This window comes from Paraplanobispora siamensis, assembly GCF_016863175.1.
GTDB classification, from domain to species: domain Bacteria; phylum Actinomycetota; class Actinomycetes; order Streptosporangiales; family Streptosporangiaceae; genus Planobispora; species Planobispora siamensis.
In genome coordinates this window covers 56097-72939 of sequence record NZ_BOOJ01000005.1, presented here as the reverse complement: position 1 = coordinate 72939, position 16843 = coordinate 56097, and the positions used below count along the sequence as shown (strand labels likewise).

Genomic DNA, 16843 nt, shown 5'->3' with positions numbered 1-16843 from the left:
CGTCTTACGTGGACCGTTTCGCCTGCGGCTGGCATCGGCTAGCCAGACCGATCCCCTCAGGGGAGTCGGTCCGGCGCAACCACGGACCCGAGCGGGTGCCATGGTCTGACGCTATCCGCATCGCGGCGGAATGTCAGCCTGCCGACCAGCCGAAGGATCACTTTGTGTGATTTCCTCCGGAGATGTGCAGTGCCTGAGATGACCGCTTTAGCGATGCCCTGCCCCTTATGTGAAGGCTTCTCGCGTCCCCAGAGCCACTTCAGGCCGCCAATTGGGACGCCTGCATGAGGGAGTGAAGTGAGACCGATAACTTAAGCGGCTTTTACCCTCCGTCACCGAGGTGCATTCGGTCCTTTCGGCGTGTCGCGGCGACCGTCACGGCGAGCGGCGCCTGCGCTCCCGCCGCCCGCAGGGCTCGGGCCGCCTCGGCCAGAGTGGCGCCTGTGGTGATGACGTCGTCGACGAGGACGACGACCTGCGAGGCGTCCCAGGAAGCCGTCAGAGGACCGTTCCTGCCGTTGACGACCCGGAATGCCGACGACAGGTTCGCGGCCCGCTGGAGCGAGCTCAGCCCCGCCTGATCGGCCGCCCTCCGCCGGTGGGTCAGCGCCCTGGAGACGGTCGCCGGCCACCCCGCCGCGCGGAGGTATCCGGCGGCCAGCTCGGCCAGCCGGGCCACCGGGTCGTGCCCGCGCCGCCGCAGAGCCGGGCGGGTGCTGGGCACCGGGACGAGGATCACGGGGTGACCGCCCACCGCGATGCCGGCCGTCAGCGCCAGGGCCCCGGCCAGCGGCCGGGCCAGGGCCGTGCGGCCGTGCTCCTTGTAGGAGATGACGGCCCGGCGGACGGCTCCGGCGTAGTCGGCGGCCGACCAGCATTCGGGCAGGCCCTCCGGGCAGGGGCTCGGCATCCGGCAGGCGGGGTCGGCGCGGAGCTCGGCCGCGCATGGAGGGCAGACGAGCGCCCCGGGTGCGTCGCATCCGGCGCAGCGGGGCGGCAGGACCAGGTCGAGCAGAGCGGTCGTCACACGTCCAAAGTGCCAGGTCCCACCGACAATTCGGCTGGACGTACGGCCCGCGGCGGGCCGGGGTCCACGGCGGGCCTCCGGCGGAGGCCGTACGGTCCCGGGAGAGAGCGGGGCCGTACTGTCCCGGGAGAGAGCGGGGCGCGGCGCCGGGGAGCCGGACGCTCCCGGGGAGAGGGCTCAGCGCCGGGGAGGCGGCTGCTCCCGGAGAGAGGGCTCAGCCCAGGGGGAAGACCGGGGACGACGGGCCGTCGGGGACGAAGCCGGTGGAGCCGTTCTCGTCCTTGACCCACGGCTCCCAGCCGGGCACGTTGCGGTAGACGACCTGCCGGTTGCCGTCGTCGTCCTTGACCCCGGCCAGCAGGACGTCGTCCAGCGCGGTGATGCTCTCCATGCGGGGATAGGACACCAGGGGCTTGGGGCCGGCGGTCAGCGAGGCCTCCAGCAGCTCGGACTTGCCGGTGAGCACGTAGAGGCTCTTGCCGTCCTTCCAGGCGATGTCCTTGATCGTCTGCTTGTCGCCGGCGTTGACCACCGTCCGCAGGTTGGCGATGCGGCTGGCGGCCCCCTCGCCGATGACGGTGCCGATCTTGACCTCGTCCTCGCCCATCGCGTTCCTGACCACCACCGCCACGTGCACGCCGTCCCTGGCGACCTTGAGCGCGGTGACCTCGACCGTGTCCAGGTCGGACGCGGCCACGCGATACGGCCTGACCTGCTGCTTCTCCTCGTCGTAGTAATGCCGCAGCACGATCGAGGACTGCGGTCCCGGCCGGTCCACGGTCCACAGCGAGCCGTACCGGTCCCAGTTCGGGGTGACGAGGTCGTTGCCGGTGACCCATTCCCGCCACTGGCCGTCCGGGGTCAGCGGCGCGACGGAGACGCTCCGGCGGTCGTCGGAGAGCACCGCCGCCTGCCGCAGCGTGTGCCCGCTGACGGCCGGGCGGGCGAGGAGGCCGATCCTGCCCTCCGCCTTGGCCGGGTCGCCCGCGGCGCCCGCCACCGGCTGCCCGACGTTGTCCTTGTCGAGCTGCCGCAGGGCGCCGCCCTGCATGTAGAACAACTGCATACCCCGCGGGGTCATCCACGGGTCGAACTTGAGCTGCGCCTGGGCGTCGACCACCAGCGCGGAGTCGCCGTAGTACGGCTCGCCGTTGACGCGCACCTCGACGCTCGAACCCCCGGCCAGCTCGGAGAGCGTCCCGGCGAGCTGGGCGGACATGGCGGCGATGTTGTCGGAGCCGGTCACGCCCTTGCTCAGGTTGACGACGACGCGGCTGTTCTCGGTGGTGACGTCGATGAGCTTGATGTCCGGCGGGAAGGCGGTCTGGGCCGCCCCCGCCAGCGAGCTGCTCGGGCCCTCCAGCAGCCGCTCGACCGTCGTCTTCGCGCGGGTCGAGACGGGGTTGACCGGGAGCTGGACCTGGTCGATCACCAGGCCCCTGCGCTTGGAGTCCAGGAAGTACAGGTCCACCAGCCGGTAGGCGCGCCTGACGTCGGCCTCCGAGAGCATCAGCCCCTCGTGCCCGCCGGCGATCCGCCAGCCGGCGCTCTCCTTGACGAGGGTGAAGGGCTCGTTCAGCTCGTCGTCCCCGGGGCGGTACAGGCCGTCCTGCCCGATGGTGCCGGTGACGGTGCCCTTGAGGGTGACCCGCGTCTCCTTGGTGTCCTCCTCGCTCTCCCCGCCGTCCAGCGCGCTCTGCCTGTAGACCATGACCTCGCCCGACGGGTCCCACTTCTTGAGGAAGGAGGCGGTGAGGTACTGGCGCGCGACGGCGTGGCCGGAGTCGCCCGTGCTCGCCATCGCGGCCTGGAAGCCCGCGACGACCTCCTTGGGCGTCCAGTCGGGGCTCGGCGGCATGGCGATCACCCGCGCGTACGGCGGGTCGAGCGGGTCGCCGCTGCCCGCGTCGTCGACGGCGACGTCGCCTGGGCCCGTGGGGATGACGGAACAGGCCGCCGTCGCCATGACCATGGCCGCCAGCAGTCCTACGATCCCCGGCCGCCGTCCCTTCCTCGCCCGCATCATGTCCCCCGCCCGCCGCCGGTCACGGCACCGGCGTCATGTCCCCCGTCCACCGCCGCCGGCGACAGCACCGGCGTCATCTGCCCCCGCCACGTCCGGCGCATCTCCACCTCCGGCGGCACCAGCGGCAGCGGCGAGCCGCGCAGGGCCGTCCCGGCCACCCGGGGCAGCGAGAGCCTGAACTGCGAGCCCTCGCCCGGCGCCCCCCACGCCTGCAGCCAGCCGCCGTGCAGCATCGCGTCCTCGCGGGAGATGGCCAGCCCCAGGCCGGTGCCGCCGATGGTCCGCGCCCGCGACGGGTCGGCGCGCCAGAACCGGTCGAAGACCATGTTCTCCTCGCCCGGCTTCAAGCCCACTCCGTGGTCGCGTACGGCCACGGCCACCGCGTCCCGGTCGGCTCCGACGGAGACGACGATGTCCTTGCCCTCGCCGTGCTCGATGGCGTTGAACAGCAGGTTGCGCAGGATGCGCTCGACGCGGCGGCTGTCCATCTCGGCCATGCAGGGCTCGCCCGGCAGCCGCAGGTCGAAGCGGGTGGAGTGGCGCTCGGCCAGCGCCTCGGAGTCGGCCACCGCCCGCAGCACCACGTCCCTGACGTCGACGGAGTCGACGTCGAGCGTCGCGGCGCCCGCGTCGTAGCGGCTGATCTCCAGCAGGTCGGCGAGCATCGACTCGAACCGCTCCAGCTGGTTCTGCATCAGCTCCGCCGAGCGCGCGGCCATCGGGTCGAAGTCCTCGCGGGCCTCGTAGAGCAGGTCGGCGGCCATCCGCACGGTGGTGAGCGGGGTGCGCAGCTCGTGGGAGACGTCGGAGACGAACTGCCGCTGGACCTGGGAGAGCTCCTCCAGCTGGTGGATCTTCAGCGCCAGGTTGGCGGCCATCTCGTTGAATGAGGCGGCCAGGCGGGCGAGGTCGTCCTCGCCGCGCACCTTGAGCCGCTCGTCCAGGCGGCCCGCGGCCAGCCGCTCGGCCGCCTGCCGCGTCAGCCGTACCGGAGTGACCACCTGGCGGGTGACCAGGAAGGCGATCGCGGCCAGCAGGAGCACCAGGCCGACGCCGACGACGACGAGCATCTGCCGGACCGCGTTGAGGGTCTCCTCCTCCTTGTCGAGGGGGACCAGGTGGTAGATCTCGTAACCGCTGTCGATCTGCGGGGCGCCCGTGGTGTCCAGGCGCGTGCCGATCACCAGCCCGCGGACCGGCTCGTCCCTGCCCTTGTAGTACAGCTCGCCGTACCAGGGACTGTTCCTGCCCGGCTCCCCCTTGGTCACGGCGGTGCGCATCCGCTCCGTGATGCTGCGCTCGTCGATGTTCGTGGTGCCGAAGCACGCGCCCGGCAGCTTCCGGTTACAGATGATCACCGAGTAGCGGCTGGCGGAGCCGGCCCGGTTCGCCAGGGCCGTCGTCGCCTGGCCGAGCGGGCTGTCGTCGCCCTGGATCGTCTCGCCTGGCTCGGAGCGCTTGGCGGTCTCCCCGTCCGGCTGGTTCAGGAAGCCCAGGACCGCGTTGCGGTCGGCCTGCGCCTCGCTCGTCGCGGCCCGCTCGCGGGCGTCCAGCACGGACGTGGTGATCTGCTGGTCCAGGAAGACGCCGAGCACCGCGACCACCGCGACGGAGATGACCATCGTGCTGGTGACCACGCGGAGCTGGAGGGATCGCCAGAAGACCCGGCGCAGCCGGCCCGCCGCGCGCCGTGCGCGCCGCCGCACGCCCCGCGCCAGCTGGCGCGGGGTACGGCGGCGCTTCTTCGGAGTGGCCATCTCGGGATCCGGGGGGAGCGGAGAGCGGGCGGGCTCAGGCCGGTCCGGCCTTGTATCCCACGCCGCGGACCGTCACCACGATCTCCGGGTGCTCCGGGTCCTTCTCGATCTTGGCGCGGAGGCGCTGGACGTGGACGTTCACCAGACGGGTGTCGGCCGCGTGGCGGTAGCCCCAGACCTGCTCCAGCAGGACCTCCCGGGTGAAGACCTGGCGGGGCTTGCGCGCCAGCGCGACCAGCAGGTCGAACTCCAGCGGAGTGAGGTTGATGGTCTCCTCGTCACGCTTGACCGAGTGCCCGGCGACGTCGATGGTGATGTCGCCGATCTGCAGGATCTCGGGCGTCGGCTCGTCGGTGCGGCGCAGCCTGGCGCGCACCCGCGCCACGAGCTCCTTGGGCTTGAACGGCTTGACGATGTAGTCGTCGGCCCCGGACTCCAGGCCGAGCACCACGTCGATGGTGTCGCTCTTGGCCGTCAGCATGACGATCGGCACCCCGGACTCGGCGCGGATCCTGCGGCACACGTCGATGCCGTCGGCGCCGGGCAGCATCAGGTCGAGAAGGACCAGATCCGGGCGGGTGTCGCGGAACGCGTCGAGTGCCTTGTCACCGTCGGAGACGAAGGAAGGTTCGAACCCCTCCCCGCGCAGCACGATGCCGAGCATCTCGGCGAGAGCGGCGTCGTCGTCGACGACCAGCACGCGTCCTTTCATGGCCCCTCATTCGTCTTACGCAGGTGGAGAGTTTAGGTAAACCGTACGATTACCGAAGGTTACCCGTGCCCGACCACCGGATGACACAGCCTGGTGATCGGCGCCTGGGTGCCGAATTTTAGGCTTACGCAGCGCGAAATGCGCGGCGGCGCCCCCGGAGTGGCCGCTATCGGCCGCGGCGGACGAGCTCCGGACGCGAATGTGGCCACTGTCACAGTCTGCGGTAAGGAACGGCCTTTCGGCCATCCCCGCCCCTCGCCGGGCCGGAAAGCGCACCGTCATCCCTTGAACAATCCCCCCGAACAGCCCGATGCACGGGTCTCCATGCCAGGATTGGGATATGTCAGACGGACACGGTTCCAACCCCGACACGCCACCCGGCTGGGCGTCCAACCAGCCGCCGCCGTACGGCGGCGAGGGTGCGGCACCGTGGGCCGCACCCGGCGCCGGTCAGACGCCTCCTCCCGGCCCGCCTCCCGGGCAGGACCCCGGCAACCCCTACGGTCAGCCGCCGCATCAGCAGCAGCCGTACGGCCAGCCGCCGCCCCACCACCAGCCCCACGGGGGGCAGCCGTACGGCGGACAACCCTACGGAGGCCAGCCCTATGGGGGACAGCCGTACGGAGGTCAGCCGTACGGAGGTCAGCCGTACGGAGGTCAGCCGTACGGGGGACAGCCGTACGGAGGTCAGCCGTACGGCGGGACCGGCCCCTACGGGCAGCCCGCCCCGCCCTACGGGGGCCCGCCCGCCCTCAAGCCCGGCGTCATCCCCCTGCGCCCGCTGAACCTGGGCGACATCTACAACGGCGCGGTGCAGTTCATCCGGAGCAACCCGAAGGCCACCCTCGGCCTGTCCGCCCTGGTGACCATCCTCGCCGAGATCGCCACACTGGCCATCCAGATCCCCACGACCAGCGCGTTCGTCGACGCCGCCGTCTCGGAGACGCCGACCGACCCGTCGGACGTCCTGAGCATCGCCGGCAGCTTCCTGCTCGGCACCCTGCTCTCCGTCATCCTGCAGATGATCGCGATCGTGGTGCTCAGCGGAATGCTGACCAGCGTGCTGGGCCGCGCCGTGTTCGGCGAGTCCATCACGATCGGGGAGGCCTGGCGGCTGACGCGCGGCCGGGTGCTGCCGCTGCTCGGGCTGGCGCTGCTCCAGGTGCTCATGATCTTCGGCTTCATGATCCTGGCGGTCGTCCTGGTCACGGTGCTGGTCGCGGCCAACGCGCCGGGGGCGCTGGTCGGCGTGGTGGGCTTCGTCTTCATCATCGGCGGTCTCGTCGGCGCGGTCTTCCTCTACACCAAGCTGAGCCTGGCCGGTCCCGTGATCGTGCTGGAGCGCGCCGGGGTGTTCTCCGCCATCAGCAGGTCGTTCCGGCTGGTCAAGGGTGACTTCTGGCGGGTGTTCGGCATCCTCCTGCTCACCGCGGTCATCGCGGGGCTGATCGGCGGCGCCGTGAGCGTGCCGTTCTCCTTCGCCGCCCAGGTCGGCACCGGGGCCGGAGGCATCGAGGAGCTGCAGACCGGGCTCACGATCTCCCTCTTCCTGGGAGCGCTGGGCGCCGTCATCGCCGGGACGATCACCAACCCGTTCTCCGCCGCCGTCAACGCGCTGCTGTACGCCGACCGGAGGATGCGCGCCGAGGCGTTCGACCTGGTGCTCCAGACGGCCGCCACGGACCGCCAGCGCGGCGTGCAGAGCACGGCGCCCGAGGACCTGTGGCACCCGTCGCACTCGGCCGGCGGTCCCTACGGCTACGGGAACCCGCCCCAGCAGGGCTACGGCCACCCGCCCCAGGACCCCGGAGCCTGGAACCGGTGATCATCGACGTCCCGGTCGACATCGCCAGGGACGCCGCCCGGGAGGCGGCGATCAACGAGCTGGCCAAGCCGATCTATCCGAAGGAGTCCTGGTGGGACCGGCTCCTGCGGAGTGTGCGGGAGTGGATCGCCGATCTGATCGACGCCGCCTCGGGGCTGCCCGGCGGGTGGTTCTCGATCGTCATGCTCGCGCTCCTCATCGTCGCCGTCGCGATCCCCGTCCTGTCGATGGCGCGCCGCGCCACCCGGTCCCGGGCGGGGACCGCCGGCGAGCTGTTCGGCGCTCAGGCCCGCACCGCGGCCGAGCACCGCGCGGCCGCCGAGGCCTGCGCGGCGCAGGGCCGGTGGGCCGAGGCGATCAGGGAACGGCTGCGCGCCATCGCACGGGACCTGGAGGACCGGGCGCTGCTCGACCGCGTACCGGGCCGCACCGCGGACGAGCTGGCCGCCGACGCCGGCCGGATGCTCCCCGACCTCGCCGGCGAGCTGGCCGCCGCCGCCAGGCTCTTCGACGACGTCACCTACGGCGACCTGCCCGGCACCCCCGAGGGCTACCGGAGCATGGCCGAGCTGGACGACCGTCTCCGCCGGGCCAGGCCGGTGCTGTCGGGAGGTCCCGCGTGAGCCTCGACCCGTCGGCGTCGCAGCCCGGACCGGGCCCGGCCGCCGACACTCTCGCCTCCCCGCCCGCGTCCGGCGTTCCCGCTGCTTCTGCGGCGGAAGCCGGTCCCGCGCCCGCCAGCGCGCCCACGTCACCGCGCGTGCGGGACTCCTGGCGGCGCGCCCGCGGGGTGTTCGGCGTGCTGGGGATCATGGTGGCGCTCGCCGCGGTGACCGTGCTGATCGCCTCGCCGCGCCCCGGCGGCCGCCTCGATCCCGAGGCGACCACCCCGGTCGGGGCGCACGCGCTGGCCCAGCTCCTGCGCGACCAGGGCGTCGAGATCCGCCCGGCCAGGACCGTCGAGGAGGCCGGGGAACTGGCCACCCCGGACTCGCTGCTGCTGGTGGGCCGGACCGAGTTCCTCGCCGACGGCCTGCTGATGGCCGAGCTCGCCGAAGTGCCCGGCGACCGGCTGCTGGTCGAGCCGGTGACCCAGGCGCTGCAGGCCCTGGCGCCCGGCGTCTCCGCGGGCGCGCTGACGGACGTGGAGTCCCGCGAGCCGGGCTGCGACCTGCCCGCGGCCCTGCGGGCTGGCACCGCCGTCACCGGCGGCGTCTCCTACAACGGCCCCGCGGGGTCGCGCAGCTGCTACGGCGGCAGCGTGATCGTCTTCAACGCCGCCGGCCGGCAGATCACCGTCGTGGGCTCCAGCGACTTCATGACCAACGAGCGCCTGGCCGCGGACGGCAACGCCGCCCTGGCCATGAACCTGGCCGGCGCCCGGCCGGCGGTGGTCTGGCTGGTGCCCACCCTGCCGCAGACGGGCGGCGCCCAGGAGCAGGGCGAGGCCACTCTGACGGACCTGATCCCGTCCGGGGTCGGCTGGGCGGCCCTGCAGCTGTTCATCGCCGTCGTGCTGGTCGCGGTCTGGCGCGCCCGCAGGCTCGGCCCGGTGGTCCCCGAGCGGCTGCCGGTCGTCGTGCGCGCCGCAGAGACCGTGGAGGGGCGGGGACGCCTCTACCGCTCGCGCAGGGCCCGCGACCGGGCGGCGGCGGCCCTGCGGGCGGCGGCCCTCGACCGGATCATCCCGCGCCTCGGGCTGACGGGCGACGCCACTCCGGCGGGGGTGGTGGCGGCCGTCGCCATGCGAACCCCGCTAGATTCTCACCAGGCGGGGGCTCTGCTGTACGGCGCGGCGCCCGACGACGACGCGGGGCTCGTGGCCCTGGCCCGGCACCTCGACATCCTGGAAAGGCAGGTACGCGACTCGTGAGCGAGCACAGCACCCTCGGGCCCGGCATCCCCGGGCGCGGCACCGCCGGGGAGGGCGCCGCGTGATCCCGTCCGATCCCGGCTCCCAGCAGACCATCGCCTACTCCGGTGCGGCGGACCCCGGCGACGACGCGGCCCGCGCCTCGCTCGGGTCGCTGCGCAGCGAGGTCGCCAAGGCCGTCGTCGGCCAGGACGCCGTGGTCACCGGCCTGGTCATCGCCCTGCTGTGCCGGGGCCACGTGCTGCTCGAAGGCGTTCCCGGCGTCGCCAAGACCCTCCTGGTCCGGACGATGGCCACGGCGCTGTCCATGGACTTCAAGCGCGTGCAGTTCACCCCGGACCTCATGCCGGGCGACGTGACCGGGTCGCTGGTCTACGACGCCAAGACCTCGGAGTTCGAGTTCCACGAGGGCCCGGTCTTCACCAACCTGCTGCTCGCCGACGAGATCAACCGCACGCCGCCCAAGACCCAGGCCGCCCTGCTGGAGGCCATGGAGGAGCGGCAGGTCAGCGTCGAGGGGACCGCCCGCAAGCTTCCCGACCCGTTCATCGTGGCCGCCACGCAGAACCCGATCGAGTACGAGGGCACCTACCAGCTCCCCGAGGCCCAGCTCGACCGGTTCCTGCTGAAGCTCACCGTCCCGCTCCCCTCGCGCGAGCAGGAGATCGCGGTGCTGGAGCGGCACGCGCTCGGCTTCGACCCCAGGGACCTGTCCCACGTCAAGGCGGTGACCTCGGCCGAGGACCTGGCCGTGGGGCGCGCGGCCGTCGCCCGGGTGCACGTGGGCCCCGAGGTCCTCGGCTACGCCGTGGACATCGCGCGGGCCACCCGCCAGTCGCCGTCGCTGCGCATGGGCGTGTCGCCGCGAGGGACCACCGCCCTGCTGGGCGCCGCCCGCGCCTGGGCCTGGCTCTCCGGCCGCGGCTACGTCACCCCCGACGACATCAAGGCCCTGGCCCTGCCCGCGCTCCGGCACCGGATCCAGCTGCGTCCCGAGGCGGAGCTGGAGGGCGCCACCCCCGACGGCATCCTCGACGGCATCCTCACCGCCGTCCCCGTACCCCGCTGATGGCGCTCACCGGGCGCACGGGGCTGCTGGCCGCCCTCGGCGCGATCGTGGTGCTGTCCGCCCCGCAGCCGGGCATCGCGGTGCTCGGGGTGCTCGCGCTGCTGACGGCGCTGGTCGTGGCGGACCTGCTGCTGGCCGGGAGCGTCCGCCCGCTGCGGCTGGAGCGCTCGGGAGAGCGCCGGGTACGGCTCGGCGACACCGTCGAGGTGACGCTGACCGTCACCAACCCGGGGCCGCGGCGGGTACGCGGGCTCATCAGGGACGCCTGGTCGCCCAGCACCCGCGCGCTTCCCCGGCAGCAGCCCCTGGACGTCCCCGCCGGGGAGCGCCGCCGGGTGGTCACCGTGCTGGCCCCGTCCCGGCGGGGCGACCGCGAGTCCGCCGTGGTCACCGTCCGCTCCGTCGGCCCGCTGGGCCTGGCGGCCCGGCAGGGCTCGCACGCCGTACCGTGGACGATCCGGGTGCTGCCGCCCTTCCTCAGCCGCAGCCACCTGCCCGCCAAACTCTCCCGGCTGCGGGAGCTCGAAGGCCGCCACCCGGTGCTGATCCGCGGGCAGGGAACCGAGTTCGACTCGCTGCGGGAGTACGTGGTCGGCGACGACGTGCGCTCCATCGACTGGCGGGCCACGGCCAGGCGCAACGACGTGGTGGTGCGGACCTGGCGCCCGGAGCGGGACAGGCGCGTGCTGATCGTGCTCGACACCAGCCGCACCTCGGCGGGCCGCGTCGGGGTCGACCCGGCCTCGGGCGACCCCTCGGGCTGGCCCCGGCTCGACTGGTCGATGGACGCCGCGCTGCTGCTGGCCGCGCTGGCGGCCCGCGCCGGGGACCGGGTCGACTTCCTGGCCCACGACCGGACCGTCCGCGCCTGGGTGTCCGGCGCCTCCCGCACCGAGCTGCTGTCGGTCATGGTGAACGCCATGGCGCCGATCGAGGCGGAGCTGATCGAGGCCGACTCCGAGGGCATGGTCGCCGCCATCATGGCCAGGGCCGCGCACCGCTGCCTGGTGGTGCTGCTCACCGACCTGAACCCGGCGGCCCTGGAGGAGGGCCTGCTGCCGGTGCTCCCCCAGCTCGCCTCCCGCCACCTGGTTCTGCTCGCCGCGGTGTCCGACCCGCGGGTCGCCGCCATGGCGGAGGGCAGGGACACCGCCGAGCAGGTCTACGACGCGGCCGCCGCCGAGCACCTGCGCGGCGCGCGCCGCCGGATGACGGCGAGGCTGCGCCGGCACGGCGTGGAGGTCGTCGACGCCCTGCCCGACCAGATCGCCCCGGCGCTCGCCGACGCCTACCTGGCCCTGAAGGCCGCCGGCCGGCTCTGACGGAGCCCGTGCGCATGACCGCCCCACGGGACCGCCGGGCCGTACGGTGCCGTCAGGCGGGGGCGGGGACGGGGACGTAGTCGGGGGCCACGCCCAGGCCGGCCAGCCACTGCCGCATGCCCGGCACGCCCAGGGGGTCGGCGACGACCTTGGCCGCGTACTCCTTCACCAGGACCTCCTCGCCGTCGTCGAACAGCAGCCGGGCCGGGCCGGACCAGGAGAGCGTCCACCGGGCCTGCCCGTGCTGGACCAGCACGGCCTCCAGCGCCTGTCCCAGCACGCCCGCCAGCAGCGTGTCCGAGCGGTTCCAGCCGAGCCGCAGCAGCTCGGCCTCCAGGTCGGCGTGCCGGCCGCGGGCCAGCGCCTCGAAGGCGGCGTCCAGGTAGGGCCGCGGGGCCCCCATGACCCGCTGGCCGGCGGCGGCCAGGTCGTGCAGCGCCTCACCGTTGCGGACGGCGTACATCCCGCGCTCGACCAGCTCCTCCCAGGGCACCGGCCGCAGGCCGGACAGCGCCTCGGGGCTCCAGACGGTCTGCTCCACGGCGGCCGCGGCGCGCTCCGGATCGGCCAGGAGCGCGGTCGCCGGCCGGCGGTCGGGCCGGTGTCCCGGCTCCGGCAGCAGGGCGATCGCCGCGAGCCGCTCGGCCAGACCGGGATGGGAGTCGTAGGGCGAGGTCTCCTCGGGCCGCTCGCTCGCCCTGGCGACCTCGGCCTGCCGGGCCGGGTCGCCCAGCAGCGCGCGGAAGCCTTCCAGCACCCGGGCGGGACGGTTGCCGCCGGTCCCGGTGAGCGTCAGATAGTCCTCCGCGAACAGCTCCCAGGCCAGCGCCGTGGCGTGGACCTTGCGCAGCGCTCCGGCCGCGGCCTCCCGGCCCGCGATCGCCACCGCGAACTCGTCGGCCTCCAGCTCCTGGCGGCGGGAGACGGCCTGCGAGATGCGCAGGTAGAGCTTGGCGTACCAGGAGAACAGCCGCTGGACGATCGGGTGGTTGTCCAGCCCCCGGACGGTCGCGATCAGCGCCGTCCTGCCCCGGTAGACGGGCGCGCCGAGGCGGGTGTGCGCCCCGCTGTAGTGGCCCAGCTCGTGCCCCAGCACCGCGCGCATCTCGTCGACCGTGAGGGTCTCGACCAGCGGCAGGCCGATGTACATGCGGCGCCGGGTCGCCCGCAGCCCCAGGAACCGGGTGTCCTCGGAGACCGCGGCGTTCACCTCCGCGACGAGGCGGATCTCGTCGGGGGCGCCGGTCCGCACGCGCGCGGCGAGCTCCTCGACCGTCCGCCACAGCTCGGGCTCGTGCTCCCGGGTGACGGCCACGCCGGGCTCGTCGCCTTCCCCGCTCCTGCTGCGGGCCACCCACAGGGCCCGTACGAGCGCACCGGCGGCGAAGGTCAGCAGGACCGCGACCTTCAGCCCGCCGGCGTGGAAGTCGACGAAGAACAGCCAGAAGTCGAACAGTACGGCCGCCGCCAGGATGGCCCCCACCAGCACGTAGAAGCCGGCGAGCAGGGCGAAGGCGAGGGCGGCGCGCAGAGCGGTGGTCACGGAGGGCTCCACGGTCGGGGAAAGCGTGGAACGACTTTAGCCGAGCGACCTCACGAAATAGACAAATCACACCAGGGGCATCAGGCGGCCGGGACGACGTCCGGGGCGCGCTCGACGTCACCGGTCTCGCCGGCCGCGGCCGCCCGGCGGCCGAAGTACACGACATAGGTCAGGAAGACGGCCTCGGCCAGCACTCCGATGCCGATGCGCGCCCAGGTCGGCAGCGGGGACGGGGTGACCAGCGCCTCGATCAGGCCGGAGACGAGCAGGACGACGACCAGGCCCAGCGCCACGCTGACGATCGCGCGTCCCTGCTCGGCCAGCGCCTGGCCGCGCGGGCGGGGTCCGGGGTCGATCACGGTCCAGCCCAGCTTCAGGCCGGCCCCCGCCGCGAGGAAGACCGCCGTGAGCTCCAGCAGGCCGTGCGGGGTGATCAGGCCGAAGAAGATGTCGCTCTTGCCCGCCGAGGCCATCAGGCCGCCCAGGACACCGACGTTGAGCGCGTTCTGCAGCAGGACGTACAGGATCGGGATGCCCAGCAGGATCGAGAACGCGATGCACTGCGCCGCGACCCAGGCGTTGTTCAGCCAGACGTGCGCGGCGAAGGAGCCCGCGGGGTTCTCGCTGTAGTAGTCGGCGAAGTCGTGCTCGACGAGCTGCCGGATCTCCTCGGGGGTGCCCAGGCTCGCCTGGACCTCGGGGCTGCTCGCCACCCACACCCCGGCGATCACGGCGATCGCCGTCGAGGCGAGGGTCGCGCCCAGCCACCAGCGCCAGGACCGGTAGGCGACGACCGGGAAGGAGACCGTCCAGAACCGGACGACCTCCCGCCAGAGGGGGGCGTGCGCCCCGGTGACGGCCGAGCGGGCCCGGGCCACCAGGGAGGCCAGCCGGCCGACCAGCAGCCCGTCACGGGACGACGAGCGCGCGATGGACAGGTGCGTGGCGACCCGCTCGTACAGCTCGACCAGTTCGTCGACCTCCGCCCCGCTGAGATGGCGGCGGCGCTTCACCAGCTGATCAAGACGGTCCCACGTCGGCTGGTGGGCGGTCACGAAGGCATCGATGTCCACATTCCGAGCCTATTGTCCGCGCCCCGGAAACCGCCACGCGGCATCCGTGCAGCCGGTGCCGGACGGTAGGGTCGATGATGTGTCCGATCTGGTAACCGGTGATGCGATCGTCGTCGATGTTCAGACCGCGCAGCTCCCGGTCCGGGTGGCCGCTTTCCTGATCGACTTCCTCGTGCAGGCAGTGGCGATCATCGGCGCCCTCCTGCTGATCTCGAACACGACCACGGTGCTGGACTCCTCCCTGGCCGAGGCGTTCGTGATCCTGTTCATGGTGCTGGTGCTCGTGGCCTATCCCGTGCTGATGGAGACGCTGACCCGGGGCCGCACCCTGGGCAAGCTCGCCCTCGGGCTGCGGGTGGTCAGCGACGACGGCGGTCCCGAGCTGTTCCGGCAGGCGCTCTTCCGCGGCCTGACGGGCTTCGTCGAGATCTACGCGCTCAGCGGCGGCCCGGCCGTCATCTGCTCGCTCATCTCCCCCAAGGGCAAGCGCCTCGGCGACATCTTCGCCGGGACGATGGTGATCTCCGAGCGCGGTCCGCGCAACGCGGGCCCGCCGCCGCAGATGCCCCCGCAGCTGGCCGGGTGGGCGGCGACGCTGGAGCTGTCCCAGCTGCCGGACGAGCTCATCCACACCGCCCGGCAGTACCTCACCCGCCTGCAGGACCTGTCCCCGGCCGTGCAGCAGGAGATGGGCACGCGCATCGCGGCCCAGACCGCCTCCTACGTCTCCCCGCCCCCGCCGCCCGGCGTGCCGCCGTACGCCTACCTCTCCGCGGTCCTGGCCGAACGGCGCCGCCGCCACCTGGACCGGCTGATGCGCCGCGCCGCCGCCCGGCAGGCCGCCCACGCGACGGGACACCCCCACCTGCCCGCGCAGCCGTACGGCGCCGTCCCCCAGCCCGCGCAGCCGTACGGCGGCTCCCCCGTCCCCGCCCCCGCGGCTCCGTCGTACGGCGCCGGCCCCACTCCCGGCGGCTTCGCCCCTCCGGTCTGAGACCCCGCACACGCGAAGGGGGCGGCGGGTGGGTCCCGCCGCCCCCTTCTGTCAGGGTCTACCGCTCCTCAGGGGTCACCAGCCGTGGTGGCCGTGGTAGGACTCCTGGGTCTGCACGTTCAGCCGGTCCACGCGGACGTGCCGGGCCGGGTCGGTGCGGCGGTCGTTGATCTTCACGACGTCGAATCCCTTGTGGAAGTCGCTGCCGTAGATGTAGCCGTTGTAGTAGTAGGCCGACCAGATGCCGCCTCCGCCGGGCAGGCTCTCCGGGCCGCGCTCGAAGTAGCCGATCTCCTTCGGCTTGGACGAGTCGGTGAAGTCCCAGATCGAGATGCCGCCCTGGTACCAGGCCTGGACCATGATGTCCTTGCCCTTGACCGGGATCAGCGAGCCGTTGTGGGCCACACAGTTCTCGTTGTCCGCCTGGTAGCGCGGGATCTTGAAGTAGCTCTTGAAGACGAGCTTGCCCTTGACGATGTCGTAGATGGCGTCGGCGCCCCTGTTCGGGCCGGTGGCCTCGTTGCAGGTGGCACCGCTGCCGCCGCCGAGCTCGTCGGTGAAGACGACCTTGGTGGCCGAGTTGTTGAACGTCGCCGAGTGCCAGAACGCGAAGTTCGGGTCGGTGACCCGGGCGGTCACCTTCGGGTTCAGGCGGTCGGAGATGTCGAAGAGCACGCCGTCGCCCATGCAGGCGCCCGCGGCGATGTTCTTCTCGGCGTAGACGGTGATGTCGTGGCAGCCGCTGGTGGGCAGCAGCAGGCCCGGCTGGGTCTCGTTGCCGCCGTCGGGGAAGATCACCGGAGTGGCCGCGACGGCCGCCTCCGCCGGGTTCCTCAGCGGGACCTTGATGACGGAGATCTTGTCATGCGGCGGCTGGCAGTCGGGGAAGGTCGCGTTCGGGTTGTAGGAGGAGACGTACAGGTAGACGTTGCGCCGCCGGTCCGAACCCTTGCCCGGGACCAGGGTCAGGGTGTGCGAACCGCAGTTGGTCTCGACGGACTTGATGTACTTGGGGTTGGTCTTGTCGCTGATGTCGAAGATCCGCACGCCCTCCCACGACTCCTTGACCGACGCGGGCTGCGCGGTGCTCTCACAGGAGTCGTTGTTGCGGGAGGAGTCCACGGCGCTGAACAGCAGGTTGCCGTAGACCGAGACGTCCATCTGCGAACCCGGGCAGACGACGGTGCCGACGACCTTGGCCTCCTTCGGCTTGCGGACGTCGTAGATGGCGAAACCGCCGTAGTTGCCGACGTAGGCGTAGCCGTCCTGGAAGGCGATGTCGGTGTTGATGGTGGTCGTCAGCCCGTCGGGCTTGGGCACCGTGGTCACGTGGGAGACGTTGGGGCTCGTGACGATCTGGTCGTTCGGCGGGATGTCCGCGGCCTGGGCCGGGGTCGCCGGCGCGAGCAGGACCGCGGCGGCCGCCGCGACTATTAAGGTCCGGCCGATTCTTCGGGGTGTGAGCACTCGGGACCTCCTGGCAGAGCAGATGAGGGCACACGGAAATGATCCAAATTGTCAGCCCGGACAGTCAGATCGGCCAGACGGCACCGTGTAAGGAGAAACATCTACTTTGACATCTTTACCCTGACAATCCGCAGTTGTACCGTGTAGCGTCCTGT

At 72.6% G+C, this 16843-nt stretch carries 13 protein-coding genes; 6 read left to right on the top strand and 7 right to left on the bottom strand.

All coding sequences use genetic code 11. The annotated features are described in order from the left end of the window. Positions 1-322 precede the first annotated feature (322 nt). The 4 genes from Psi01_RS01815 to mtrA all read right to left on the bottom strand — a co-directional run bounded on the left by Psi01_RS01815 (position 323) and on the right by mtrA (position 5522). A complete protein-coding gene (locus Psi01_RS01815; protein ID WP_204062126.1) occupies positions 323-1027 on the bottom strand; it encodes a ComF family protein in 705 nt (234 codons plus the stop codon). Positions 1028-1241: 214 nt separating this feature from the next. After that, the gene (locus Psi01_RS01810) at positions 1242-3053 is read right to left on the bottom strand and encodes an LpqB family beta-propeller domain-containing protein (RefSeq protein WP_204062125.1); all 1812 of its coding nucleotides are present in this window, start codon (positions 3051-3053) and stop codon (positions 1242-1244) included. Then, positions 3050-4810, bottom strand: coding sequence for an MtrAB system histidine kinase MtrB (gene mtrB / locus Psi01_RS01805; protein WP_204062124.1), 1761 nt, complete (start codon positions 4808-4810; stop codon positions 3050-3052). Before mtrB ends, Psi01_RS01810 begins: the two co-directional genes overlap by 4 nt. Positions 4811-4844: 34 nt before the next feature. Continuing rightward, positions 4845-5522 (bottom strand): MtrAB system response regulator MtrA, encoded by a 678-nt coding sequence (gene mtrA / locus Psi01_RS01800; RefSeq protein WP_012888151.1) that lies wholly within the window; start codon positions 5520-5522, stop codon positions 4845-4847. 340 nt (positions 5523-5862) lie between these two features. On the opposite strand from mtrA, the gene Psi01_RS01795 reads away from it, so the two are divergent. The 5 genes from Psi01_RS01795 to Psi01_RS01775 all read left to right on the top strand — a co-directional run bounded on the left by Psi01_RS01795 (position 5863) and on the right by Psi01_RS01775 (position 11611). Then, positions 5863-7347 (top strand): DUF7847 domain-containing protein, encoded by a 1485-nt coding sequence (locus Psi01_RS01795; protein WP_204062123.1) that lies wholly within the window; start codon positions 5863-5865, stop codon positions 7345-7347. After that, complete coding sequence (locus tag Psi01_RS01790; protein ID WP_239126940.1) at positions 7344-7970, top strand: DUF4129 domain-containing protein; 627 nt, start codon at positions 7344-7346, stop codon at positions 7968-7970. The genes Psi01_RS01795 and Psi01_RS01790 overlap by 4 nt, the downstream gene beginning before the upstream one ends. Beyond that, positions 7967-9220, top strand: coding sequence for a DUF4350 domain-containing protein (locus Psi01_RS01785; RefSeq protein WP_239126939.1), 1254 nt, complete (start codon positions 7967-7969; stop codon positions 9218-9220). Before Psi01_RS01790 ends, Psi01_RS01785 begins: the two co-directional genes overlap by 4 nt. A gap of 94 nt (positions 9221-9314) precedes the next feature. Continuing rightward, positions 9315-10289 carry an AAA family ATPase gene (locus tag Psi01_RS01780; protein ID WP_204062145.1) on the top strand — a complete coding sequence of 325 codons (975 nt, stop codon included), beginning with the start codon at positions 9315-9317 and terminating at the stop codon, positions 10287-10289. Further along, positions 10289-11611 (top strand): DUF58 domain-containing protein, encoded by a 1323-nt coding sequence (locus tag Psi01_RS01775; protein ID WP_204062122.1) that lies wholly within the window; start codon positions 10289-10291, stop codon positions 11609-11611. Before Psi01_RS01780 ends, Psi01_RS01775 begins: the two co-directional genes overlap by 1 nt. Before the next feature lie 52 nt (positions 11612-11663). On the opposite strand, the gene Psi01_RS01770 is transcribed toward Psi01_RS01775, so the two are convergent. Then, positions 11664-13154 carry a M48 family metallopeptidase gene (locus Psi01_RS01770; RefSeq protein WP_204062121.1) on the bottom strand — a complete coding sequence of 497 codons (1491 nt, stop codon included), beginning with the start codon at positions 13152-13154 and terminating at the stop codon, positions 11664-11666. An 80-nt stretch (positions 13155-13234) separates the two neighbouring features. Continuing rightward, entirely contained in the window at positions 13235-14227 is a 993-nt protein-coding gene (locus tag Psi01_RS01765; RefSeq protein WP_204062120.1) for a stage II sporulation protein M, read from the bottom strand. Positions 14228-14306: 79 nt separating this feature from the next. On the opposite strand from Psi01_RS01765, the gene Psi01_RS01760 reads away from it, so the two are divergent. Continuing rightward, positions 14307-15221, top strand: a complete 915-nt coding sequence (locus Psi01_RS01760) for an RDD family protein (protein WP_239126937.1) — start codon at positions 14307-14309, stop codon at positions 15219-15221. A gap of 75 nt (positions 15222-15296) precedes the next feature. Here the strand turns inward: Psi01_RS01760 and Psi01_RS01755 are convergent, their stop codons facing one another. Then, entirely contained in the window at positions 15297-16688 is a 1392-nt protein-coding gene (locus Psi01_RS01755; protein ID WP_204062118.1) for an LVIVD repeat-containing protein, read from the bottom strand. Positions 16689-16843 lie beyond the last annotated feature (155 nt).